This is a genomic window from Brevundimonas sp. Soil_N_31 (assembly GCF_057655995.1).
Genome location: NZ_JBDGLE010000001.1, coordinates 532254 through 554264 on the forward strand (window position 1 = coordinate 532254; position 22011 = coordinate 554264).

Consider the following 22011-nt stretch of genomic DNA (forward strand, 5'->3'; position numbering starts at 1 on the left):
CGGCGCGCTCGTCCTGTCCGCCGTCACGCAGACGGATAGCCCGATCCTCGGATCAAGTCCGAGGATGACGAAGAGCCATGATCATGAAAAAGGCCCGGTCGCGAGACCGGGCCTTTTTCTTTTAGTGATCGCCTTTCGGCGTCTCCATCAGCTCGATCAGGACCCCGCCCATCTCCTTGGGATGCAGGAACACCACCGGCGTCCCGTGCGCCCCGATGCGAGGCTCGCCCGTGCCCAGGATGGTCACGCCCTTGGCGCGCATTTCAGCGATGGCCGCATGAATGTCCGCCACTTCAAAACAGACGTGGTGCAGTCCGCCCTTGGGGTTCTTGGCTAGAAAGCCGGTGATCGGGCTGGTCTCGTCGAACGGCTCGATCAGTTCGATCTGGGCCGTCGGCGTGTCGATGAAGCAGACCTTCACCCCCTGCGCGGGCAGATCGAACGGCTCGCCGATCTTCGTCGCGCCCAGCACGTCGCGATACAGCTTGATCGACTCGGCGATGGAGGGCGTGGCGACGCCGACGTGGTTCAGATTGCCGATCACTTCTTCGTCTCCACAGGCGTCGGCTGGGCGTAACCCAGGCGCTGGTTCAGCTTTTCGATCAGGTCCGCCGCCGTCTCGGCGATCACCGAGCCGGGCGGATAGACGGCCGCCGCGCCCATATCCAGCAGGGGCTGCACGTCCGACGGCGGAATGACGCCGCCGACCACGATCATGATGTCCTCGCGCCCCAGCTTGGCCAGTTCAGCCTTCAGCTCTGGCACAAGCGTCAGGTGCCCCGCCGCCAGCGAGGAGGCGCCGACCGCATGAACGTTCTTCTCGACCGCATCCTTGGCCGCCTCGGCAGGCGTCTGGAACAGAGCCCCGGCTGTCACGTCGAAGCCGATGTCGCCGTATCCGGTGGCGACCACCTTCTGGCCCCTGTCGTGCCCGTCCTGCCCCAGTTTGGCGATCAGGATGCGCGGCAGGCCGCCGTCGTTCTCGACAAAGGCAGCGACCATTTCGCGAGCGCGAGCGACCTTGGGATCGTTCCCGGCCTCTTTCGCATAGACGCCCGAGACCGTCTTCACCGTGGCGATGTGGCGGCCGAAGGCGGCCTCCAGCGCGTCGGAGATTTCACCGACGGTGGCCTTGGCGCGGGCCGCCCGCACCGCCAGTTCCATCAGGTTTTCACTGCCGCGCGCGCCCTCGGTCAGGGCGTCGAGCGCGGCTTGCGTGGCCGCCTCGTCCCGCTCAGCCTTCAGGCGTTGCAGCTTTTCGATCTGGCGGGTGCGCACCTCGGCGTTGTCGACCTTCAGCATCGGAATGTCGTCGACGACGGGGTTCAGATACTTGTTCACGCCCACGACCGTCTGCTGGCCGGTGTCGATGCGGGCCTGCGTCTTGGCGGCGGATTCCTCGATCCGCAGCTTGGGAATGCCCGCCTCGATGGCCTTGGCCATGCCCCCGTAGGCCTCGACCTCTTCCATCAGGGCGCGGGCCTTGGTCGCCAGTTCCTGCGTCAGGCGCTCGACGTAGAAGCTGCCGCCCCACGGGTCGATGACGCGCGTCAGCCCGGTCTCGGCCTGCGCCAGGATTTGCGTATTGCGCGCGATCCGGGCCGAGAAGTCGGTCGGCAGGGCCAGGGCTTCGTCCAGCGCATTGGTGTGCAGGCTTTGCGTCTGACCGCCGGCAGCCGCCATGCACTCGACCATGGTGCGGGGCACATTGTTGAACACGTCCTGCGCCGCCAGCGACCAGCCCGAGGTCTGGCAGTGGGTCCGCAAGCTGAGCGATTTCGGATTGACGCCGCCTTCACGCTTGACCGCCTCGGCCCACAACAGGCGACCGGCGCGCATCTTGGCCACCTCCATGAAGTAGTTCATGCCGATGGCCCAGAAGAAGCTGAGGCGCGGCGCGAAGCGGTCGATCTCCATGCCCGCCGCCTTGCCGGCGCGCAGGTATTCGATCCCGTCCGACAGGGTGTAGGCCAGCTCGATGTCCGCCGACGCCCCCGCCTCCTGCATGTGATAGCCGGAGATGGAGATGGAGTTGAACTTGGGCGTTTCCTTCGCCGTCCACTCGAAGATGTCGGCGATGATCCGCATCGAGGGCGCGGGCGGATAGATGTAGGTGTTGCGGACCATGAACTCCTTCAGAATGTCGTTCTGAATGGTCCCGGTCAGCTTGGCGTGGTCGACGCCCTGCTCCTCGCCCGCCACGACGTAGAGGGCCAGGATCGGCAGCACCGCCCCGTTCATGGTCATGGACACCGACATCTGGTCCAGCGGAATGCCGTCGAACAGGGTCCGCATGTCCAGGATGGAGTCGATGGCCACGCCCGCCATGCCGACGTCGCCCTTCACCCGCGGGTGGTCGCTGTCATAGCCCCGGTGGGTGGCCAGATCGAAGGCGACCGACAGGCCCTTCTGACCGGCGGCCAGGTTGCGGCGATAGAAGGCGTTGGACTCCTCGGCGGTCGAGAAGCCCGCATACTGGCGGATCGTCCACGGCGCGCCCGCATACATGGTCGGATACGGCCCACGCACAAAGGGGGCGAAGCCCGGCAGGCCGTGGATGAAGTCCAGCCCGTCCAGCGCATCCGGCCCATAGGCGGTCTCGACCGTCAGTCCCTCAGGCGTGGTCCAGGCCGCGCGGTCCGGCCCGGCGCCGGTGGCGTCGAGGTCGAGAGCGACTTTGGAGAAGTCAGGAAAACTCATTGGGCGGCCTCCTCGAAGGCGGCGGCGAAGCGGACAGGCGCCAGGGCCTCGAACGCCCCGACAGCGGCAGGCGCGGCGGGCGCGGGCGTCACCGGCGCGGAACGCACGTCCGGGTCGACGAATTTGGTGACGCCGACAATCTGGGCGGCGCCGTCCTTGAAGGCTTTCTCAGCCATCTCACGGGCGCGGGCGATGCGGGGCTGGATCACCCCGCCTTCCAGACAGGCGATGACGCCGCCTTCGGCCTCATAGATCTGGAACTCGGCCCAGGCGGCCTCGGCCAGTTCGCGGGTGCGGGCGTCCAGATACCAGGAGCCGCTGGCCGGATCGTCCACGCGGCCCAGATTGGACTCCTCCATCAGGATCAGCTGGGTGTTGCGCGCCTGACGTTTGGCGAAGTCGTCCGGCAGGCCCGCCGCGCGGGTGAAGCCGTCCAGCACCACCGCGTCAGCCCCGCCCACGGCCCCGGCGAACCCGGCGGCGGTCAGGCGCAGCATGTTCGGCCACGGATCGCGCGCCGACAGCATCCGCCGCGACGAGCGCGCCTCGATGATCGCCGGAACCTCGGCGCCGAACGCCTTGGAAACGCTGGCCCAGATCAGACGCAGGGCGCGGATCTTGGCTAGGGAGTCGAAATAGGTCTGGTCCACGGCGACGCCCAGCACGACGCCCTTCAGCGCCGCCTCGGCCGACAGGCCCGCTTCAACGGCCGCCTTCACATAGGCCACAGCTGACGACGCAGCGAAGGCCAGCTCCTGCGCGATGGAGCCGCCCGCCTCATGCGCTACGCGGCCCGAGGCCATGAACAGCGTCGCCTCGGGATAGGTGGCGGCGTGGGTCGCCGCCGCCTTGGCCGTCTCGCTCATCAGGCCTGCGAAATCGCCCGGCGCCCCGCCCGCTTCGGCATAGGCCGAGATCGGGTCGAGATGGAAGGCCAGCTTGGCGCGGGGCGAACCCTTGGCGACCGCCGACAGGGCCTCCGCCGCCTTCACGCCGTCGAACCCGGCGTCAAGCGCCACCGGCGCCAGCTCCAGCGCCACCCCGTCCAGCGCGCGCGCCAGCTTCACAGCGTCCGCCGCGACCGGCCCGGCGATCAGGACGGACGCCGCCCCGTTCTCCAGATCGGTCAGGACAGCGCGATTCAGGGCGTCCGCGTCCTCGCCCTCGTTCAGCGCCCGCACGTCCCACGCCCGGCCTTCGGAATCCGAGGGCCGGGGCGCGAATACAGGCTCGCCCCCATTCGCCGTCCCATACAGCGGCTTCGTCGCCAGTTGGTCCGCATCCAGATGGATGAGGCTCTCCAGCGGACGCTCCTTTAGCGCCTTTACGGCGGCTTCGCGCCACTCCAGCGGGGTCGGGACGGCGAACTCGGTCATTTACTCGAACTCCACCAGCACATCGTCGGCGGCGACCGGGTCGCCGGCCATGGCCTTGACGGCCTTCACCTTGCCGTCGCGCTCGGCCTTGAGGATGTTCTGCATCTTCATGGCCTCGATGATGGCGACAGTCTCGCCGGACTTGACCTCCTGCCCCTCGACCACAGGGATGTCGACCACCAGACCCGGCATCGGCGACAGCACCAGCTTGGAGGTGTCCGCCGCCTGCTTCTCGGGCAGCAGGGCGTAGAGATGCGCCACGTCGGGACGCAGCACGCGCACCCGCGCCCGCGCCGCGCGGTGGCGAATGTCGAAGCCGTCGGCGGCGCGCCTCACCTCGGCGGTGAAGGCGTCATCGTCCAGCACCGCCTTGAACAGCGACAGGCCCGGACGCCATTCGATCTCGGACAGGGAAACTTCCTCTCCATCGATGGCGACGATCAGGTCTTCGGCCTCGTCATAGCCGACCTCGACCTCATAGGCCGTCTTGTCGACCAGCACGGTCCAGTCGGTGCGCTCGCTGGGGTCGCCGTCCTGTTCGGCGATAACCTCGTTCATGGCAACGGCCGAGGCGACCAGGATCTTCACCTGCTCGGCCGACGGCGTCAGGCCGTGGAAGCCGTCGGGGAATTCATCCTTGATGTAGCTGGTCGAAAGCTGGCCGGACTGGAAGCGTTCCTGATCCATGACCGCCGCCAGGAAGGGCACATTGTGGCCCAGCCCCGCCAGATGCGTGTCCTCCAGCGCGCGGGCCATGCCTCGCACGGCGTCCTCGCGCGTCTCGCCCCAGGCGCACAGTTTGGCGATCATGGGGTCGTAGAACATGCTGATCTCGTCGCCCTCGCGGACGCCGGAATCGTTGCGGACGGTGTAGTCCCCCTGATCGCCTTCCTCCGGCTGCTCATAGCGCACCAGACGGCCGATCGACGGCAGGAAGCCGCGATAGGGGTCTTCGGCGTAGATGCGGCTCTCGATGGCCCAGCCGTTGATCGACAGGTCGTCCTGCTTGATCGCCAGCTGCTCGCCCCAGGCCGAGCGGATCATCTGCTCGACCAGATCGACGCCGGTGATCAGCTCCGTCACCGGATGCTCGACCTGCAGACGGGTGTTCATCTCCAGGAAGAAAAAGCTCTTGTCCTGACCGGCGACGAACTCGACCGTGCCTGCCGAGTCATAGTTCACCGCCTTGGCCAGGGCGACGGCCTGCGCCCCCATGGCGGCGCGGGTGGCCTCGTCCAGCAGGGGCGACGGCGCCTCTTCGATGACCTTCTGGTTGCGGCGCTGGATCGAGCATTCGCGCTCGAACAGGTGGATGACGTTGCCATGCTTGTCGCCCAGCACCTGAATCTCGATGTGGCGCGGGTCGACGATGAACTTCTCGAGGAAGACGCGGTCGTCGCCGAAGGCGTTCAGCGCCTCGGCCTTCACGGCGGCGAAGCCCTCGGCCATGTCGTCGTCCGAATGGGCGACGCGGATGCCCTTGCCGCCACCCCCGGCGCTGGCCTTGATCATCACCGGATAGCCGATCTCGCGCGCGATCGTCACCGCCTCGTCCGGCGTTTCGATCAGACCCATGTGGCCCGGCACGGTCGAGACGCCCGCCTCGGCCGCGAACTTCTTGGACGTGATCTTGTCGCCCATGGCGTCGATCGCCTCGGGGTTCGGCCCGATGAAGGCGATGCCCTCGGCCTTCAGACGCCGCGCAAACCCGGCGTTTTCCGACAGGAAGCCGAAGCCGGGGTGCACGGCCTGCGCCCCCGTCTGCTTCACGGCGTCCACGATCTTGTCCTGGATCAGATAGGACTGGGCGGCGGGCGACGGGCCGATGTGCACCGTCTCATCCGCCATCTCGCACGCCAGCGAACCGGCGTCGGCGTCGGAGTAGACGACCACCGTCTTGATGCCCATGCGGCGGCAGGTCTTGATGACGCGAACAGCAATTTCGCCGCGGTTGGCGATCAGAATTTTATCGAACATTTCTGGGCCTTACAGCGGGATATTGTCGTGCTTCTTCCAGGGATTTTCCTGGGTCTTGTTCTTCAGCGTCTTCAGCGCCTTGGTCAGGCGACGGCGGGTGCCGTGGGGCATGATGACGTCGTCGATGTAGCCGAGGCCCGCCGCCACGAACGGGTTAGCGAAGCGCTCCTTGTACTCGGCCTCGCGCGCGGCCAGGGCCTCGGGGTCGCCAGCCTCCTTGCGGAAGATGATCTCGACCGCGCCCTTTGCGCCCATGACTGCGATCTCGGCGGTGGGCCAGGCATAGTTGACGTCGCCGCGCAGGTGCTTGGAGCTCATGACGTCATAGGCGCCGCCATAGGCCTTGCGCGTGATGACCGTCAGCTTGGGCACGGTGGCCTCGGCATAGGCGAACAGCAGCTTGGCGCCGTGCTTGATCAAGGCGCCGTACTCCTGCTTCGTGCCTGGCATGAAGCCCGGCACGTCCACGAACGTCACCAGCGGGATGTGGAAGGCGTCGCAGAAGCGCACGAAGCGCGCGGCCTTGCGGCTGCTGTCGATGTCCAGCACGCCCGCCAGAGTCTGAGGCTGATTGCCGACGATGCCGACCGGCTGGCCGTCCAGACGGCCGAAGCCGCAGATGATGTTCTTGGCGAAGTCGGCGCCGATCTCGAAGAAGTCAGCCTCGTCGACCGTCTTCAGGATCAGCTCCTTCATGTCATAGGGCTGGTTCGGATTGGCCGGGACCAGAGTGTCCAGCGACGCCTCATCGCGATCCGGTTCATCATAGGTTTCGCGGACCGGCGGCGTCTCGCGGTTCGACAGCGGCAGGAAGCCGATCAGGCGGCGAACCTCCGACAGGGCCTCCAGATCGTTCTCAAAGGCGCCGTCGGCGACGCCCGACTTGCCCGCATGGACGCGGGCGCCGCCCAGATCCTCGTGGCTGACGACCTCGTTGGTGACGGTCTTCACCACGTCCGGGCCGGTCACGTACATGTAGGACGTGTCCTTCACCATGAAGATGAAGTCGGTGATGGCGGGCGAATAGACGTCGCCGCCCGCGCACGGCCCCATGATGACGCTGACCTGCGGGATGACGCCCGAGGCCAGGGTGTTCTGCAGGAAGATGTCGGCGTAGCCGGCCAGGCTCTCCACCCCTTCCTGGATACGCGCGCCGCCCGCGTCGAACAGGCCGATGATCGGCGCGCCCGCCGTCAGGGCCATCTTCTGGATCTTGACGATCTTGGCCGCGTGGGCGCCCGACAGCGAGCCGCCGAACACCGTGAAGTCCTTCGAGAAGACATAGACCAGACGGCCGTTGATCGTACCGCGCCCGGTGACGACGCCGTCGCCGGGGATGCGCTGCTCGGCCATGCCGAAGTCGTGGCTGCGATGCTCCACGAACATGTCGGTCTCTTCGAAGGAGCCTTCGTCCAGCAGGACGCCGATGCGTTCGCGGGCGGTCAGCTTCCCCTTGGCGTGCTGGCTGGCGATACGCTTCTCGCCCCCGCCCAGCTTGGCGGCGGCGCGACGGCGCTCGAGTTCCTCGAGGATGGCCTGGCTCATGGTTGGAGCGACTCCCTGACTTCGTTCAGGGTCCAACAAGCCGCTTCACCACAGAAAGGCAATCGCAACTTTGCAAAAGTCGTCCAAGTGCGTAAGCCTGCCAAGGCGGACAGGCGTTTTTGCAAAGTTGCAATGCCCAACAACCATGGCTGAAAAACTCTACCTCGGGACCAAGGTGCGTAAGCTGCGCGAGGCGCGCGGCTGGACGCTGGAGCAGTGCGCCGGGCGGCTGGCGCTGTCGCCGTCCTATCTGTCGCAGATCGAGACGAACCAGCGCCCGGCCACGGCGCGGGTGCTGATCGCCCTGACGCGCGCCTTCGACGTGGACGCCAGCCTGTTCGATCTGGACGGCGACGCCCGCCTGATCGCCGACCTGCGCGAGGCGACCACCGATGTCGCGGGCCACGCCGAGGCGCCGACGGCGGGCGAGCTCAAACAGGCGGCCATGAACGCGCCCCGGCTGGCGCGGCAGTTCCTGGCCCTGCATCAGGACTATCGCCGTCTGGACGAGCGGCTGAAGACGCTGAACGAGACCCTGGGCCGCGACGAACACGCCGCCGACGCCGCCCCCGCCCTGCCCTATGAGGCCGTGCGCGACTTCTTCCACTATCGCGACAATTACATCGACGCCCTCGACCGGGCGGCGGAGGATCTGGCCGCGCGGCTGAACCTGGGCGACGGCGTCCATCCTGAGCGCGAGCTTGAAGCCGCCCTCAACGACCTGTGCGGCGTGCGCGTCGCCACCGGTCAGGGGCGCGGCGCGATGCGGCGCTTCGATCCGGGCGCGCGCATCCTCTATGTCAACGCCAGCCTGCCGGGCGCCACCCGCGCCTTCCAGATGGCGCATCAGCTGGTTCGCTTACGGTTCGAGGACCTGATCGAGCACGAACTGGACCGCGCCGCCTTCGACATTCCCGCCGCGCGCGACGTGTGCCGGATCGGTCTGGCCAACTATGCGGCGGGGGCGCTGCTGCTGCCCTATCGCGCCTTTCTGGAGGCGGCTCGGGAGTTGCGGCATGACGTGGACCGCCTGCGCAACCGCTTTCACGTCAGCTTCGAGCAGGCCTGCCACCGGTTGAGCACGCTACAGCGCCCCGGCTGGCGCGGCGTGCCCTTCTACTTCGCGCGGGTGGACATGGCGGGCAACATCACCAAACGGCACAGCGCGACGCGCTTCCAGTTCGCCCGCTTCGGCGGCGCCTGCCCGCTGTGGAACGTGCATGAGGCGTTCAGCGCCCCGGACCGCATCCTGGTCAATCTGTCGGAAATGCCCGACGGCGCCCGCTACGTCTGCATCGCCAAGAGCGTGTCCAAGCCGGGCGGGTCATTCCTGGAGCCGGATCGGCGCTATGCGCTGGGGCTGGGGTGCGAGATCGAGCACGCGGAGCAGTTGGTCTATGCCGACGGGCTGGACCTGAACGGCCCGCCGACGCGGATGGGCGTCAACTGCCGCATCTGCGAGCGGACGGACTGCACGCAACGGGCGTTTCCGCCGATCGACCGCACGCTGGCCGTGCCGGAGAACGAGCGGGGCGTGATCCCCTATACGCTCTCATAATTATTCCTTCTCCCGATGGAAGAAGGCGCCCCGAAGGGGCGGATGAGGGTTCCCGGCCTCAGTCGGCGTAAGCCGTCGCAAAACGGCTGACTGCGGAACCCTCACCCTTTCGCCTGTTCCAATCGCCTTCGGCTCTTGGAGGTTCAAGCCCTCTCCCATCGGGAGAGGGTCAAGGTTAGCCCATCGTCGGGATGACGAAGCTCGAGTCCGCATGCTCCAGGTCGCTGTCCGGCCAACGCGCCGTCACGGTCTTCGTCTTGGTCCAGAAGCGGACGCCTTCCATGCCGTGCTGGTTGATGTCGCCGAAGGCCGAGCGCTTCCAGCCGCCGAACGAGTGATAGGCTACCGGCACCGGGATCGGCACGTTGATGCCGACCATGCCGACGTTGACGCGGGCGGCGAAGTCGCGGGCCGCGCGGCCGTTCTGGGTGAAGATGGCGACGCCGTTGCCGTACTGGTGCTTGCTCGGCAGGCTCAGCGCCTCCTCGAAGCTGGCGGCGCGCATGATCTGCAGCACCGGGCCGAAGATCTCTTCCTTGTAGGATTCCATCTCGGGCTTGACGTGGTCGAACAGCGACGGGCCGATGAAGAAGCCCTTCTCGTGGCCCTGCAGGCTGAACTCGCGGCCGTCGACGACCAGTTCGGCGCCTTCTTCCACGCCCTTGTTGATCCAGCCCAGAACCTTGTCCTTGTGGGTCTGGGTGACGACCGGGCCGTAGTGGGCCTCGGCGTCGGTCGAGACGCCGACGCGCAGGTTCGGGATTTCCGAGACCAGACGCTCGCGCAGTTCATCGGCGGTGCGCTGACCGACCGGCACCACGACCGGCAGGGCCATGCAGCGCTCGCCGGCCGAGCCGTAGGCCGCGCCGGTCAGATCCTTGATGACCTGATCCATGTCGGCGTCGGGCAGGACGATGCCGTGGTTCTTGGCGCCGCCCATGGCCTGGACGCGCTTGCCGTGGGCGGCGCCCTTCTGGAACACATAGTGGGCGATGTCCGACGAGCCGACGAAGCTGACGGCGTGGACCAGCGGGTGTTCAAGGATGGAGTCGACCGCGACCTTGTCGCCGTGGACGACGTTCAGCACGCCCTTGGGCGCGCCCGCCTCCATCATCAGCTCACCCAGACGCACCGGCAGGGACGGATCACGCTCGGACGGCTTCAGGATGAAGGTGTTGCCCGCGGCGATGGCCACGCCGAACATCCACATCGGGATCATGCCGGGGAAGTTGAACGGGGTGATGCCCGCGACCACGCCCAGCGGCTGGCGCATGGAATAGACGTCGATGCCCGGACCGGCGCCATAGGTGTATTCGCCCTTCGAGGCGTGCGGGATGCCGCAGGCGAACTCGATCACTTCCAGACCGCGCTGGATGTCGCCCTTGGAGTCGGCGATGACCTTGCCGTGCTCGCTGGACAGCAGTTCGGCCAGTTCGTTCATGTTCGCCTCGACCAGGCGCTTGAACTCGAACATGACGCGGGCGCGGCGCTGCGGGTTGGTCGAGGACCAGCCTTCGAAGGCGGCCTGCGCCGACTGGACCGCGCGATCCAGTTCCGACGGCGTCGCCAGCTGGACGCGGGCCTGAACCTCACCGGTGTTGGGGTTGAAGACGTCGCCGAAGCGGCCCGACGCCCCATCAAAAGCCGCACCGTCGATGAAGTGGCGAATATCGCGCATTGAACGTCTCTCCCGATGATTATGGTTCTTCGTGAGCCTGCCCTAGCAGAGCGGGCCGGTCAGGCCCATTGCAATCTTGCAGGTGATGATGTGCATATTTGCATATGTTCGACTGGGATGATCTGAGGGTGTTTCTGGCCGCCGCCCGCGCCGGGTCGCTGGCCACGGCGGCGCAACGGCTGGGCGTGGACGCGGCCACCGTCGGGCGGCGCGTGGCGCGGCTGGAGACGGCGCTGAAGTCCACCCTGCTGGTGCGCTCGGCCGCCGGACTGCACCTGACGGCCACCGGCGCCCAGCTGCTGGAGCGGGCGCTGGACGCCGAAAGCGCGATGGAGGCCGCCGGACGCGTCACCCAGCCCGACCTGATCGCGGGCGCCGTGCGGATCAGCGCCTCGGAAGGCTTCGGCGGCGCGGTGCTGGCCCCCGCCCTGCCCGGCCTGCTGGCGGCGCACCCGGGACTGAACGTCGAACTGGCGGCCAGTTCCGGCTTCCTATCGCCCAGCCGCCGCGAGGTGGACATGGCCATCACCCTCAGCCCCGCCGCTGGGCCGCGTCTGATCGTCGAGCCGCTGACCACCTATCAGCTGGCGCTCTACGCCGCGCCAGAATACCTGAAACGTCACGGCGCGCCCGACACCATCGACGACCTGAACCGCGTCGATATGGTCGGATACGTCGACGACCTGATCTATGCGTCCGAGTTACATTATCTGGACGAAATCCGCCCGCACCTGCGCCCGCGGCTGGCCTCGTCTTCCATCCGCGCCCAACGGGACATGGTGGCGGCGGGCGGCGGCATCGGCGTCCTGCCCTGCTTTCTGGCCGAAGGGCTGACGCGGGTTCTAGCGAACGAAGTGCTGATAGAACGCCGTTTCTGGCTCAGCACCCACCGCGAGGTCCACGGCACGGCGCGGCTGAAGACGGTCCGGCGCTGGATCAAAACCCTGTGCCAGGATCAGGCCCGCCGCCTCGCCCCCCTGCCCGCATCCTCGCCAGGACGCGCCGAGGGGTGACCATATTTTACATTTTACATTGCTCTAAAGCCAAGCATCCGGGGCTATGACTCCAGCGTTCTCCCCGGAGCTGCGTAACCCGTATGAAGATCGCGATATTAGATGACGATCCCGTCCAGTTGGAGTTCGTCTCCGAGGTCGTCCAGGACGCTGGGTATCGCGCCACGCTGTTTTCGCGCGGCCAGGCGCTGATCTCCGCCCTGCGCAAAGACACCTTCGACATGCTGATCGTCGACTGGAACCTGCCGGACCGTTCGGGTCTGGAAGTGCTGGCCTGGGCGCGCACCAATCTGAAGCCCGCCCCGCCCATGCTGCTGGTCACCAGCCGCGCCGAGGATGAAGACGTGGTCGCAGGCCTGGACGCCGGGGCCGACGACTACCTGCCCAAGCCCCTGTCCAAGCCGGTGCTGGCGGCGCGGATCAACGCCCTGATCCGTCGCGCCTACGCCCAGCCGACGACGCCGGGCGTCGAGATCTATGACGGAGTGTCCTTCCACGAGTCGGCCGGGGCCGTGACCCGTGACGGCCAGTCGGTGGCCCTGACGGCCAAGGAATACGCCCTGGCCCTGCTGCTGTTCCGCAACCTGCACCGGGCGCTGTCGCGGACCTACATCCTCGAAACGGTGTGGGGCAATGAGCCGGACCTGAACAGCCGTTCGCTGGACATGCACATCTCGCGCATCCGCAACAAGCTGGAGCTTCGGCCCGAGCGAGGCTTCCGCCTGACCCCCATTTACAGCTACGGATACCGCCTTGAGCGCGTCACGGCAGCCGAACCCGGCCCTGACGCCTGAATGAAGACGCAGGTGGCGGAATGAAGACGGATTGGTCTGCGGCTCTGGCGGTTGCGGCGATGCTGGCCGCAGGAAGCGCCGCCGCACAGACTTCGGCCGCTCCGCCCGCGCCCCGCACGGCGTCTTCCGCCGCCGTCGAGACGCTCGACTATGTGGTCCAGCGCGGCGACACCCTGATCGACCTAGCGACCGCCTATATGAACCGGCCGCTCGACTATCGCCGGGTCCAGCGCGAGAACCGGGTCGCCAATCCGCGTCGCCTCGCGATCGGCCGCACCCTGGCCCTGCCGATGGATCTGCTGCGCGCAGATCCTGACGAGGCGCGCATCGCCGGCTTCCGGGGCGCAGCGACCCTGAACCAGGACGGCCGATCCGCCGCCCCCGCCTCCGGCCAGACCGTGCGCGAAGGCGCCGTCCTCAGCACCGGCGCCAACGCCTTCGTCCGTCTGGCCCTGTCGGACGGCGGCCATGTGGTCGTGCCCTCCAACAGCCGCGTGCGCGTCAGCCGCCTGCGCCGCTACGCCATCAACGGCGCCGTCGACCACGCCCTGACGGTCGAAGCCGGTCGCGCCGAGTCGCGCGTCAGCCCCCGGCGGCGCCCCGGCGGCTTCGCCATCCGCACCCCCGTCTCGGTCTCGGCCGTGCGCGGCACCGACTTCCGCGTCTCCTTCGACGATGACGCCGACCGCTCGACCACCGAGGTTCTGGAAGGCGCCGTCGCCATCGCCTCGGGCCAGGCCGAGGCCGTGGCTCAGATCGATCAGGGCGTCAGCGCCGCCGCCGGCGCTGTGCGCCTGCTGCCCCTGCTGCCCGCGCCCGCCCTGGTTCGCCCCGACGGGCCGCAGACCCAGGCCCAGGTCGCCTTCGACATCCAGCCCCTGCCCGGCGCCGAACGCTATCGCGGCCGCGTCGCCCAGGACGCCGGCATGATCGAGGCCTTCGCCGAGGCCGACAGCGCGCCCGGCGGCCCCCTGGTCTTCGGCGAGATGGAGGAAGGCGCCTTCTTCCTGCGCCTGACCGCACTCTCGCCCGAGGGGCTGGAGGGCAAGGCTGTCACCTACAGCTTCATCCGCGCCCGCAACGGCGTCGGCGGCCTGGCTTCGGCTCTGGACCAGCGCGACCGCCGCCGCTTCTACCGCTTCCGCTGGGAGGCCGAGGGCGTCGGCGAGGCCACCTTCCGTTTCCAGCTGTGGCGCGAGGCCGAAGACGGAACCGTCGACGGCCCCCTGCTGGTCGACCAGCCCGGCCTGACCGACGAAGCCTTCACCCTCAGCGACCTGCCGCCGGGCGTCTACAGCTGGCGGGTGCAGGGCGCGCGCCATCGCTTCGGCCGTCTGCTGGAAGCCTGGTCCGAACCGCAACAGCTCCGCATCGGACGATAGCGCCGTGCCCGCGACCGCAGGGCCGAAAGGCGGCTGGAGAGGCTGGCTCGGCGCCCGCCTGACCGGCCGTCGCGCCCTGGTCGAATGGGGGCTGGTGGCGACGCTGTCCGCCCTGCTGGTCGGCTGGATGGCGCTGACGCCTGTCGCCGACGGCGCCGACCACCTGGTCTATGACGCCCTGATGCGGGCCGAGGCGGGACCGGCCGACGAAAACATCGTCATCATCGCCATCGACGACCGCAGCCTGGAGGCGCTGGGCCAGTGGCCCTGGCCGCGCGACCTGCACGCCCGGCTGATCGACCGCCTGACCCAGGCGGCCGCGGGGCCTGTCGCTTACGACGTCCTGTTCACCGAAGCCTCCCCGCAGGACGACGCCCTGGCCGCCGCCCTGGCCCGCAACGGCAAGGTCCGCCTGCCGGTGGTGCTGGACGCCCCCGGCCTGAACGGCGCCGCCTTTCGCGAGGACGCCCCTGCGCCGATCCTGACCGAGACGGCGGCGGGCCTGGGCCACGTCAACCTGACGGTCGACGACGACGGCGCCGTGCGCCGCCTGCCCCTCTATCTTCAGGCAGACGGGCGGACCTGGCCGCACCTGATCCTGCCCCTGGCCGCCGCCAAGGGCGCCGCACCCGCGCCGCCCGCGCCACACGGCGGCGACGAGCTTTTCGCGGCCTCGCCGGAAGCCCTGATCTATCGCGGCCCGCCCGGCGCCTTCCGCACCCTGTCCTTCGCCGACGTGCTCAGCGGCGAGACGCCCGCCGCCTTCCTGAAGGACAGGCTGGTGCTGGTCGGGGCGACGGCGCCGGGCCTCGGCGACCGTTACGCCACGCCGGCCACGCCGCACGGCGAACTGCGCCCCGGCGTCGAGGTGCAGGCCGCCCTGCTCCAGACCCTGATCGAGGGCGGCGGGCCTGGGCCACGTCAACCTGACGGTCGACGACGACGGCGCCGTGCGCCGCCTGCCCCTCTATCTTCAGGCAGACGGGCGGACCTGGCCGCACCTGATCCTGCCCCTGGCCGCCGCCAAGGGCGCCGCACCCGCGCCGCCCGCGCCACACGGCGGCGACGAGCTTTTCGCGGCCTCGCCGGAAGCCCTGATCTATCGCGGCCCGCCCGGCGCCTTCCGCACCCTGTCCTTCGCCGACGTGCTCAGCGGCGAGACGCCCGCCGCCTTCCTGAAGGACAGGCTGGTGCTGGTCGGGGCGACGGCGCCGGGCCTCGGCGACCGTTACGCCACGCCGGCCACGCCGCACGGCGAACTGCGCCCCGGCGTCGAGGTGCAGGCCGCCCTGCTCCAGACCCTGATCGAGGGCGGCGGCCCGCGCAGCCTGTCGCCCATCTGGGTGCTGATCCTGTCCCTGCTACCGCTCGGCCTGCTGGTCGCCGGTTTCCTGGTGTTGCGCCCGGCCGCCAACATGGCCCTGGGGGCCGGGCTGATCGTGCTGACTCTGATCGCCGTCGCCGTCGCCTTCCTGGCGGGCGGCCTGTGGTTCCCGCCCTCGGCCGCCGTGGCCGGCCTGGCCCTGGCCTATCCGCTGTGGAGCTGGCGCCGCCTGGCCGCCGCCTCGGCCTATATGCAGAGCGAGGTCGACGCCTTCGAGCGCGACGGCGTGCGCCTGATCGGCCGCGCCCAGGGCGGCGACGTCGTGGCCCGTCAGGTGGACGCCCTGCGCGCCGCCGTGCGCCAGGTGCGCGATCTGGAACGCTTCATCTCCGACGCCCTGCGAAGCCTGCCCGACGCCACCGTCGTCGCCGACCCCCACGCCCGCATCATCCTGTCCAACGACCGGGCCGAGGCCCTGTTCGGCGACCGACTGAGGGACGACGCCGACCTGCCCCTGCTGTTCCAGTCCCTGGGCGAACCGGCCTGGCGCCGCTTCCTCGATCCCGAGGGCGATCCCGGCGACATCACCACGCCCGACGGCCGCATCCTGAAGGCCGCCGCCGCCCTGCTGACCGACGCCGAAGGCCATCCGGTCGGCCACATCATGCGCTTCGCCGACATGACCCGTTTCCGCGCCGCCGAGCGCCAGCGCGCCGAGGCCCTGCAACTGCTTAGCCACGACATGCGCGCGCCCCAGGTGTCGATCCTGACCCTGCTGGACGGCCCCGCGCCGCGACTGAACCCCATGGTCGAGCGCCGCATCGCCGACTACGCCCGCCAGACCCTCGACCTCGCCGAAGGCTATGTCCAACTGGCCCGCGCCGAGAGCCAGCCCTATCGTTCAGAGCTGCTGGACCTGGGCCAGGTCGCCATGGACGCCGCCGACATCCTTTGGCCCCAGGCGTCGAAGAAGGGCGTCCGCATCCTGACGCCCGACGGCGAGGAAGAGTTCCTGGTTCAGGGCGACCCCGCCCTGCTTCGCCGCCTGACCACCAACCTGCTCGACAACGCCCTGAAATACGGCCCGGCGGGCGGCGTCATCCAGGTCAGCCTGACCGGCGCCGAAGAAGACGGCCGTCCAGTCTGCGTGCTCAGCGTCAGCGATCAGGGGCCGGGCCTGTCGGAAGAAGCCGCCCGACGCCTGTTCCAGGCCTTCGGCCACGGCGGCGCCGATCATCGCGGGGCGGGTCTGGGTCTCGCCTTCGTCCGCACCGTCGCCGAACGCCACGGCGGAACCATCCGCCACCAGCCCGGATCGCCGGGCGCGACCTTCACCCTGACCCTGCCCAGGCTCATGGAAGAGGAATGAAGCTACAGACGGTCGGCCCTAGTTCGCCGCGTCCAACTGCGCCACCGCCGCTTCGGCCAGCAGGCCCGGCGCGGTTTCGGCCTGACGCCGCCCCAGGATCGCCACCGCCGAGGCGCGATAGGCCCCCGCCTCATTCCCCGGCCCGGTCAGGATCACCGTCAGACTGTGCGTCTGGCGGCCCTGGCTCCACCATTGCGGCAGGCGCGGCGCATCGGTCCACTCGCCCTGGCGCGCATCGACGTCGGTGAAGACGCCGGTCTTCTGAGGCCGCACCGCATAGGCCGTCTCGACCCGCCAGGCGGCCTTGTCGTCCACCTCGCGCCAGCCGCGCGCGCTCAACGCCTGACGCACGGCCTCGGCCGCCGCGCGGTCGGCCTCGCTCGGCGCCTCGGCCTCAAGCAGGCGATAGACGGTCACGTTCGCGGGCACGGCGGCCGACAACTGCGTCTCGACGCGCGGCGCAGAAGCGCAGCCCGCCAGGACGGCCGCGCTGACCAGGGGAAGAGCCAGACGAGAGATCATGGCTGCGATACCTGCCCCGCCGCGCCCTCCAAGTCCACAACGGACGATTCCAACGGGGCCGAAAAGCGCTCCGGCCTAGCCCCCGGACGCCAGCGCGCCCGTCACGCCCAGCGTCCCGTCCGCGTTCTCGACCACGCCCAGTTCCTCGATGCGCGTCCCGCCCTGCTCCAGCACGGCCAGCCAGCCGAAGGCCTGGGCCGTCGTCACGCGATCCAGCCGAAAGCCCAGCCGCCCGCCCTCGGACATGCCCAGCGTCGGCTGCACCCCCGCCGCCGAGGCGGTGGAGGCGACCAGAGCCTGCAGATCGACCGCCTCAGTCGGTCGTTCGCCGCGCTGAACCACCGCCGTCTCGACCTGCGTCAGTCGCCGTTCGGCGGCGACGCGCGCGCGCGCCTGATCGGCCTGCCAACCGTCCAGCGGCCGCACCACGCCCAGCCAGCCGACGACGCCCAGCACCAGCGCCCCCATGACCGCCAGCATCCGCCGCTCGCGCAGCGACCGGCCGTCCCACCAGGCGGCGACGGAAGAGAACAGGGCCTTCATCGGGCGCCTCCGATCGTAAGCGTGCTGACCATGCGCCCGCCTTCCTCGGCCGAGGTTTCATCGACCACCGCCAGCCCGGCCTCGGCCAAATCGGCGCGCACGGCGTCCAGATCATTGAACGTCGGATGGGCCAGGGTGACGCGCAGCCCCTCGCCGCCCAGGGTCGCGTCGTCCAGTTCGGCGCCCGGCACGCGCTCGACGGCGGCGAAGACGGCGGCGAAGGCGCGCGCCGCCCCCCCCGGCGGCGGCCCGGCGTCGAGGCGCCGCAGAGCCTCCGGCGCCGGATCGTCCGCCGTCGCCAGCTCAGGATAGAGCTTCACCGCCCCTGCCCGAGCACCGGCCTCGGCGCGATCGTCCGCCGCGCGGTCGCGCAGCCCTTCGGCCGCCATCAGGATCAGGGGCGAGACCAACAGCGCCGCCGCCAGACCCGCCGCCAGCCGCCAGCCCTTGGCCGCCTGCCCCCGCTCGCGCCGGTCATGGACCTGCAACAGATCGACCGGCGCCGCCATCGCCCCCGCCGCCAGGGCCGCGTCCAACGCCTCCCCTTCCAGCCAGGTCAAAGAGCGCCCGGCTGCAACCGCCTCCGCCAGATCCGGCTGGACCGTCACGGCGAAGGCCGAGCCGCGCAGCGCCACATCGGCCCCCGCCTGTGCAGCCGTCAATGTCTCCGCCTCCAGCGACGCAGGCAGGCACAGATTGTCCGGCACGACGGCCTCCGGCCGGATGTCGAAGGTCTCCATCCAGCGCAGCCAGGCCTGCAGCAGCTTGGCCGACACCGCCGCGGTCAGGCGCGGGCCGCCGTCGACCGGCGCCGCGCCCAGGGCCACGTCCAGCCCCTCTACCTCGCCCGCCGCCTGATCGCGCAAGGCCCAACGCGCGGCGGCTCTGGCCTGCGCCATATTGCCCGGCGGCAGGTCCAGCCAGCGCGTCATGACGTCGGCGCCCGGCGCTACGGCGATAGTGCGCATCGGCGGCGGAGCGTCGGCCTGATGCGGGTCCAGCTCGCCGCGCCCGACGACGCGGCCCTCGCGATCGACCAGCAGGAAACGCGCCGCCAGGGTCGCGTGAGTCGGGATGAACAGGATGCGGGCGTGGCTCATTCTTCCATGCTCATTCTTCAAGCGTCCAGCGACGGATGACGGTGCGCGCCGCGCCGTCGGGCGCGACATGGATCAGGGCGGTGCGGACGGCGCGGGCGTCGCCATGCTCGATCTCGACCCTCAGGTCGAAGTAACGGGTGGCCAAGGTGATCTGCCCCTTGGCCTCTTCATCGACGACCACGCCGGACAGGGCGGGTTGAGCCCAGAAGGCGTCCGGGCTGCTCCAACCCGTCGCCGGACGCGCGTCGATGGCTGCCTTGGCCGCGTTCAACCCCACCACGCCCCGGCTGATCGCGACCAGCAGCACGACGTCCTGCGGCTCCAGCGTATTCACATTCAGGGGCGACAACCGGGCTTCCGGCAAGGCGCAAAGATAGGGCCTCAGACGGCGATAGAGTTCATCGTCCACCCCCGCCACGGCGCGCAGTTCGCTGACCTCGGCCAACATGACCCCGCCGGTGCGATAGGGCGTCGGACGGCTGGCGTAGGCGGCGTCCTCGGCCCCCTGCGGCGAAACCTCGTCGTCGCCGTCCATCCAGTCGGTCAGGGCCGCCGCCACCGCCGCCATCCGCCCGCGCGGCGCGCCCAGCGCGGCGCCCAGCGCGATGAACTGCGCCGCCCCTTCGGGCCGCGCGATCAGATCCTCACCCTGCCCCAGCACCAGACTGTTCAGGTTGAAGCAGGACTGGCCGTCGCGGATCACCGCCCGCCCCACGCCCTCTTCCAGCGGCAGGGCGAAGACGCGGCCGTTCCATTGCGGCTGCAACGGCGTGCGCGCCGGATCGGCGCGCACCAGATCGGACAGCCGCCGCCGCGCCAGCGCCTCCGCCCCCGCCGCATAGGCTTGCGCCTGCGTCTGGCTCTCGGCGTTGGTGGTGCGACGCACGGAAAAGCGCACGTCGTCCAGAAACACCACGCACAGCGCCGCCATCACCGCCACCAGCAGCAGGACGGTCAGCAGGGCCATGCCCCGACGATCGCGCGCCCCTTCCTTCATGCGGCCGCGACCAGAAACAGCTGCTCGACCGGACCGAAACCGTCCAGCGTCAGCGTCACCCGCACGGCGTCCGGCAGGGGCCGGTCGCTGCTGGCGGAAAAGGCGGGCGCCTCGGACCCGTTCTGGATGAAGGCGACGCGCGCCTGCGTCACGCCGCGATACAGCACCTGCGGCGGCCCGGCCCGCGCCCCGTCCAGATAGGAGGCCACGCGGCGCTCCAGCCGATCCTCGACCAGCCGGTACTCGACCCTCTGAACCGAGGCGCGCGGCGCGCCGTCCGGATTGCTCCAGCCGCTGCGGGCCAGCACCAGCAGCGGATCGCCCGGCGACTGCGGCCCCATGATCGCCTGAGGCGCCGGACGCCCCGTCGGCCCGCGCACCCGCCGCGCCGTCGCCTGCGCCAGATCGGCGCGCAGCAGGGCGCGGGTGCGTTGCAGCGCCGCCACCCGGTCCGCATTCGCCTTCACCGCGAACCGCGTCTCGATCGATTGCCCCAGCACCAGCGCGCCCGCTCCCGCCAGAAGAGCGAAGATCAGCAGGGCGATCATGACCTCGACAAGGGTGAACCCGGCTCTCTTTCTTCCGCTATCGCTCGCCGCGCGGCGGCTCGCTGCTTGAGCGGATAGGCGATCTTTCCTCATGCGCCCGCCGCCCGGAACAGCACGCGTTCGGCGGCCTGTTCCTCATCGGCGAAGACGCGAACGTCGATGCGACCGACGCCCGGCATGTCGGTCGCGCTGACCACCCGCACCCAGCGCCATTCGCGTCCGCCCAGCGACGCCTGCCCCGACGTGGTGCCGCTGGGCAGGTCGCGCGCGATCATCGCCTCGGCGGCGACATTGTCGGCGACGACGCCGCCCAGCGTCCGCGTCTCGACCCGCGCCGCCGAGCGGGTGCTCTCGCCCGACAGGTTCAGCAACGCCATCGCCGCCAGACCGAACACGGCCAGCGCCACCAGACACTCGATCAGGGTGAAGCCCGCGCGGGGCGCTCCCTCACTCATGGATCGTCACCTCGCCCGCCCCGTCGATGGCGACGGTGACGGCCTGGCCCTCGCGCTCCAGTCGCACTCTGGCGGCGTCGGCGCCGCCGGTGGGGTCAAACACGGCGCGGGCGGCGCCGGAGACGGCGGCGCCCTCGCCCCATGCCTTCGGCGCCAGAACGCCGGTCAAAGGCGTCCAGACGGCGCCGTCGAAACTCTCGAAACCATAGCCCGCCGCATCGGCGCGCAAGGCCACCGGGCGATTGGTCATCACCGCCTCTTCGCGCGCCAGCGTCAGACGCGCGGCGAACCGTTCGGCCTCGACCGCCAGCGTCGGGCGCGGGTCCGGCATGGACAGCAGCACCGCCCCCGCCGCCACGCCGATGATGGCGATGACCACCATCAGTTCGACGAGGGTGAAACCCGTTCTGCCGTCATTCTCGGGCTTGACCCGAGAACCCGGCCGCGCCGGGCGGCGCCGTAGAGACGTTGCGTCCCGACGATCCAGCCGCGAGTCTATGGATCCCCGGCACAAGACCGGGGATGACGTGGAGGGAGTGGCTAGGCGGATCTCAGCCCTGCCAGTTGCCGATGTCGGCGTCATTCCCCTCGCCCCCTTCCTGGCCGTCGGCGCCGAAGGACCAGATGTCGAACTGGCCGCCATGGGCGCTGCGGCGGCGGTACTGATAGGGATTGCCCCACGGGTCTTCCGGCAGGCGGCGGACATAGCCGCCCTGGCGATAGCGTTCCGGCCGCGCCAGATCGGCGGGCGGCGCGGTCAGGGCCTTCAAGCCCGGCTGGTCCGTCGGGAAGGTCAGGTTGTCGAGGCGATAGGTCTCCACCGCCTGCTCCAGCACCGAGATGTCGGCCCGCGCCTTGCCGACCATGGCCTTGTCCTGACTGGGCAGGACGTTGATCGCCACCACCGTCGCCAACAGGCCGATGATGACGATGACGACCATGAGCTCGACCAGGGTGAAGCCGGCACGACGCCCCCTCCCGCCGTCATCCTCGGCCTTGAGCCGAGGATCCAGAGACGCCGCGCCTGCCTTACAGAGCGCCGCAGCCTGACTGGCGACTGTCGAGCGTCTGGATCCTCGGCTCAAGGCCGAGGATGACGGCGAAGAAGGGTGAACGAGGGAACGGAACAT

General features: G+C 69.5%; 19 protein-coding genes and 1 pseudogene. 6 read left to right on the forward strand and 14 right to left on the reverse strand.

The window, feature by feature from the left end; genetic code table 11:
• Positions 1–121: 121 nt before the first annotated feature.
• From mce to AC3A3G_RS02600, 5 genes are read right to left on the reverse strand one after another with little or no spacing between them, the layout of a single operon-like run.
• Positions 122–544, reverse strand: a complete 423-nt coding sequence (gene mce / locus AC3A3G_RS02580; RefSeq protein ID WP_487487462.1) for a methylmalonyl-CoA epimerase — start codon at positions 542–544, stop codon at positions 122–124.
• Positions 541–2700: a methylmalonyl-CoA mutase gene (gene scpA, locus AC3A3G_RS02585; protein WP_487487463.1), complete on the reverse strand. Its 2160-nt coding sequence runs from the start codon at positions 2698–2700 to the stop codon at positions 541–543. The genes mce and scpA overlap by 4 nt, the downstream gene beginning before the upstream one ends.
• Positions 2697–4076 carry a methylmalonyl-CoA mutase family protein gene (locus AC3A3G_RS02590; protein WP_487487464.1) on the reverse strand — a complete coding sequence of 460 codons (1380 nt, stop codon included), beginning with the start codon at positions 4074–4076 and terminating at the stop codon, positions 2697–2699. Before AC3A3G_RS02590 ends, scpA begins: the two co-directional genes overlap by 4 nt.
• Positions 4077–6053, reverse strand: coding sequence for an acetyl-CoA carboxylase biotin carboxylase subunit (locus AC3A3G_RS02595; RefSeq protein WP_487487465.1), 1977 nt, complete (start codon positions 6051–6053; stop codon positions 4077–4079).
• Between the two features lie 9 nt (positions 6054–6062).
• Positions 6063–7598, reverse strand: a complete 1536-nt coding sequence (locus AC3A3G_RS02600) for an acyl-CoA carboxylase subunit beta (protein WP_487487466.1) — start codon at positions 7596–7598, stop codon at positions 6063–6065.
• Between the two features lie 145 nt (positions 7599–7743).
• Here AC3A3G_RS02600 and AC3A3G_RS02605 point away from each other — a divergent pair, with 145 nt between their 5' ends.
• Positions 7744–9156: a short-chain fatty acyl-CoA regulator family protein gene (locus AC3A3G_RS02605; protein ID WP_487487467.1), complete on the forward strand. Its 1413-nt coding sequence runs from the start codon at positions 7744–7746 to the stop codon at positions 9154–9156.
• A gap of 175 nt (positions 9157–9331) precedes the next feature.
• Here AC3A3G_RS02605 and AC3A3G_RS02610 read toward each other — a convergent pair whose 3' ends face one another.
• Positions 9332–10834 carry a CoA-acylating methylmalonate-semialdehyde dehydrogenase gene (locus AC3A3G_RS02610; protein ID WP_128116484.1) on the reverse strand — a complete coding sequence of 501 codons (1503 nt, stop codon included), beginning with the start codon at positions 10832–10834 and terminating at the stop codon, positions 9332–9334.
• Between the two features lie 104 nt (positions 10835–10938).
• On the opposite strand from AC3A3G_RS02610, the gene AC3A3G_RS02615 reads away from it, so the two are divergent.
• The 5 genes and pseudogenes from AC3A3G_RS02615 (at position 10939) to AC3A3G_RS02635 (ending at position 16716) form a co-directional block, all read left to right on the forward strand.
• Complete coding sequence (locus tag AC3A3G_RS02615; RefSeq protein WP_487487492.1) at positions 10939–11847, forward strand: LysR family transcriptional regulator; 909 nt, start codon at positions 10939–10941, stop codon at positions 11845–11847.
• An 83-nt stretch (positions 11848–11930) separates the two neighbouring features.
• The gene (locus AC3A3G_RS02620; RefSeq protein WP_368924080.1) at positions 11931–12641 is read left to right on the forward strand and encodes a response regulator transcription factor; all 711 of its coding nucleotides are present in this window, start codon (positions 11931–11933) and stop codon (positions 12639–12641) included.
• A gap of 20 nt (positions 12642–12661) precedes the next feature.
• Positions 12662–14023, forward strand: coding sequence for a FecR family protein (locus tag AC3A3G_RS02625; protein WP_487487468.1), 1362 nt, complete (start codon positions 12662–12664; stop codon positions 14021–14023).
• Between the two features lie 127 nt (positions 14024–14150).
• Positions 14151–14408, forward strand: a pseudogene (locus AC3A3G_RS02630) (CHASE2 domain-containing protein); the annotation flags it as partial.
• 565 nt (positions 14409–14973) lie between these two features.
• Positions 14974–16716 carry an ATP-binding protein gene (locus AC3A3G_RS02635; protein WP_487487469.1) on the forward strand — a complete coding sequence of 581 codons (1743 nt, stop codon included), beginning with the start codon at positions 14974–14976 and terminating at the stop codon, positions 16714–16716.
• 18 nt (positions 16717–16734) lie between these two features.
• On the opposite strand, the gene AC3A3G_RS02640 is transcribed toward AC3A3G_RS02635, so the two are convergent.
• From AC3A3G_RS02640 to gspG, 8 genes are all read right to left on the reverse strand, one after another.
• The gene (locus AC3A3G_RS02640) at positions 16735–17238 is read right to left on the reverse strand and encodes a hypothetical protein (RefSeq protein ID WP_487487470.1); all 504 of its coding nucleotides are present in this window, start codon (positions 17236–17238) and stop codon (positions 16735–16737) included.
• A 75-nt stretch (positions 17239–17313) separates the two neighbouring features.
• Complete coding sequence (locus tag AC3A3G_RS02645) at positions 17314–17781, reverse strand: type II secretion system protein M (protein ID WP_487487471.1); 468 nt, start codon at positions 17779–17781, stop codon at positions 17314–17316.
• Positions 17778–18881, reverse strand: a complete 1104-nt coding sequence (gene gspL / locus AC3A3G_RS02650) for a type II secretion system protein GspL (RefSeq protein ID WP_487487472.1) — start codon at positions 18879–18881, stop codon at positions 17778–17780. Before gspL ends, AC3A3G_RS02645 begins: the two co-directional genes overlap by 4 nt.
• A gap of 10 nt (positions 18882–18891) precedes the next feature.
• Positions 18892–19848 (reverse strand): type II secretion system minor pseudopilin GspK, encoded by a 957-nt coding sequence (gene gspK, locus AC3A3G_RS02655; protein ID WP_487487473.1) that lies wholly within the window; start codon positions 19846–19848, stop codon positions 18892–18894.
• A gap of 26 nt (positions 19849–19874) precedes the next feature.
• The gene (gene gspJ / locus AC3A3G_RS02660; RefSeq protein WP_487487474.1) at positions 19875–20519 is read right to left on the reverse strand and encodes a type II secretion system minor pseudopilin GspJ; all 645 of its coding nucleotides are present in this window, start codon (positions 20517–20519) and stop codon (positions 19875–19877) included.
• Positions 20516–20881 (reverse strand): type II secretion system minor pseudopilin GspI, encoded by a 366-nt coding sequence (gene gspI / locus AC3A3G_RS02665; RefSeq protein ID WP_487487475.1) that lies wholly within the window; start codon positions 20879–20881, stop codon positions 20516–20518. Before gspI ends, gspJ begins: the two co-directional genes overlap by 4 nt.
• A complete protein-coding gene (locus tag AC3A3G_RS02670) occupies positions 20874–21524 on the reverse strand; it encodes a GspH/FimT family pseudopilin (protein ID WP_325148027.1) in 651 nt (216 codons plus the stop codon). The genes gspI and AC3A3G_RS02670 overlap by 8 nt, the downstream gene beginning before the upstream one ends.
• Positions 21433–22011, reverse strand: a complete 579-nt coding sequence (gene gspG / locus AC3A3G_RS02675) for a type II secretion system major pseudopilin GspG (RefSeq protein WP_289647737.1) — start codon at positions 22009–22011, stop codon at positions 21433–21435. The genes AC3A3G_RS02670 and gspG overlap by 92 nt, the downstream gene beginning before the upstream one ends.

Excerpts from the sequence above, each read along its gene's own strand:
- scpA (WP_487487463.1), bottom strand. The coding sequence starts at position 2,700 with ATGAGTTTTCCTGACTTCTCCAAAGTCGCTCTCGACCTCGACGCCACC.
- AC3A3G_RS02590 (WP_487487464.1), bottom strand. The coding sequence starts at position 4,076 with ATGACCGAGTTCGCCGTCCCGACCCCGCTGGAGTGGCGCGAAGCCGCC.
- AC3A3G_RS02595 (WP_487487465.1), bottom strand. The coding sequence starts at position 6,053 with ATGTTCGATAAAATTCTGATCGCCAACCGCGGCGAAATTGCTGTTCGC.
- AC3A3G_RS02600 (WP_487487466.1), bottom strand. The coding sequence starts at position 7,598 with ATGAGCCAGGCCATCCTCGAGGAACTCGAGCGCCGTCGCGCCGCCGCC.
- AC3A3G_RS02605 (WP_487487467.1), top strand. The coding sequence starts at position 7,744 with ATGGCTGAAAAACTCTACCTCGGGACCAAGGTGCGTAAGCTGCGCGAG.
- AC3A3G_RS02610 (WP_128116484.1), bottom strand. The coding sequence starts at position 10,834 with ATGCGCGATATTCGCCACTTCATCGACGGTGCGGCTTTTGATGGGGCG.
- AC3A3G_RS02615 (WP_487487492.1), top strand. The coding sequence starts at position 10,939 with ATGTTCGACTGGGATGATCTGAGGGTGTTTCTGGCCGCCGCCCGCGCC.
- AC3A3G_RS02620 (WP_368924080.1), top strand. The coding sequence starts at position 11,931 with ATGAAGATCGCGATATTAGATGACGATCCCGTCCAGTTGGAGTTCGTC.
- AC3A3G_RS02625 (WP_487487468.1), top strand. The coding sequence starts at position 12,662 with ATGAAGACGGATTGGTCTGCGGCTCTGGCGGTTGCGGCGATGCTGGCC.
- AC3A3G_RS02640 (WP_487487470.1), bottom strand. The coding sequence starts at position 17,238 with ATGATCTCTCGTCTGGCTCTTCCCCTGGTCAGCGCGGCCGTCCTGGCG.
- AC3A3G_RS02645 (WP_487487471.1), bottom strand. The coding sequence starts at position 17,781 with ATGAAGGCCCTGTTCTCTTCCGTCGCCGCCTGGTGGGACGGCCGGTCG.
- gspL (WP_487487472.1), bottom strand. The coding sequence starts at position 18,881 with ATGAGCCACGCCCGCATCCTGTTCATCCCGACTCACGCGACCCTGGCG.
- gspK (WP_487487473.1), bottom strand. The coding sequence starts at position 19,848 with ATGGCCCTGCTGACCGTCCTGCTGCTGGTGGCGGTGATGGCGGCGCTG.
- gspJ (WP_487487474.1), bottom strand. The coding sequence starts at position 20,519 with ATGAGGAAAGATCGCCTATCCGCTCAAGCAGCGAGCCGCCGCGCGGCG.
- gspI (WP_487487475.1), bottom strand. The coding sequence starts at position 20,881 with ATGAGTGAGGGAGCGCCCCGCGCGGGCTTCACCCTGATCGAGTGTCTG.
- AC3A3G_RS02670 (WP_325148027.1), bottom strand. The coding sequence starts at position 21,524 with ATGGCGGCCAGTTCGACATCTGGTCCTTCGGCGCCGACGGCCAGGAAG.
- gspG (WP_289647737.1), bottom strand. The coding sequence starts at position 22,011 with ATGTTCCGTTCCCTCGTTCACCCTTCTTCGCCGTCATCCTCGGCCTTG.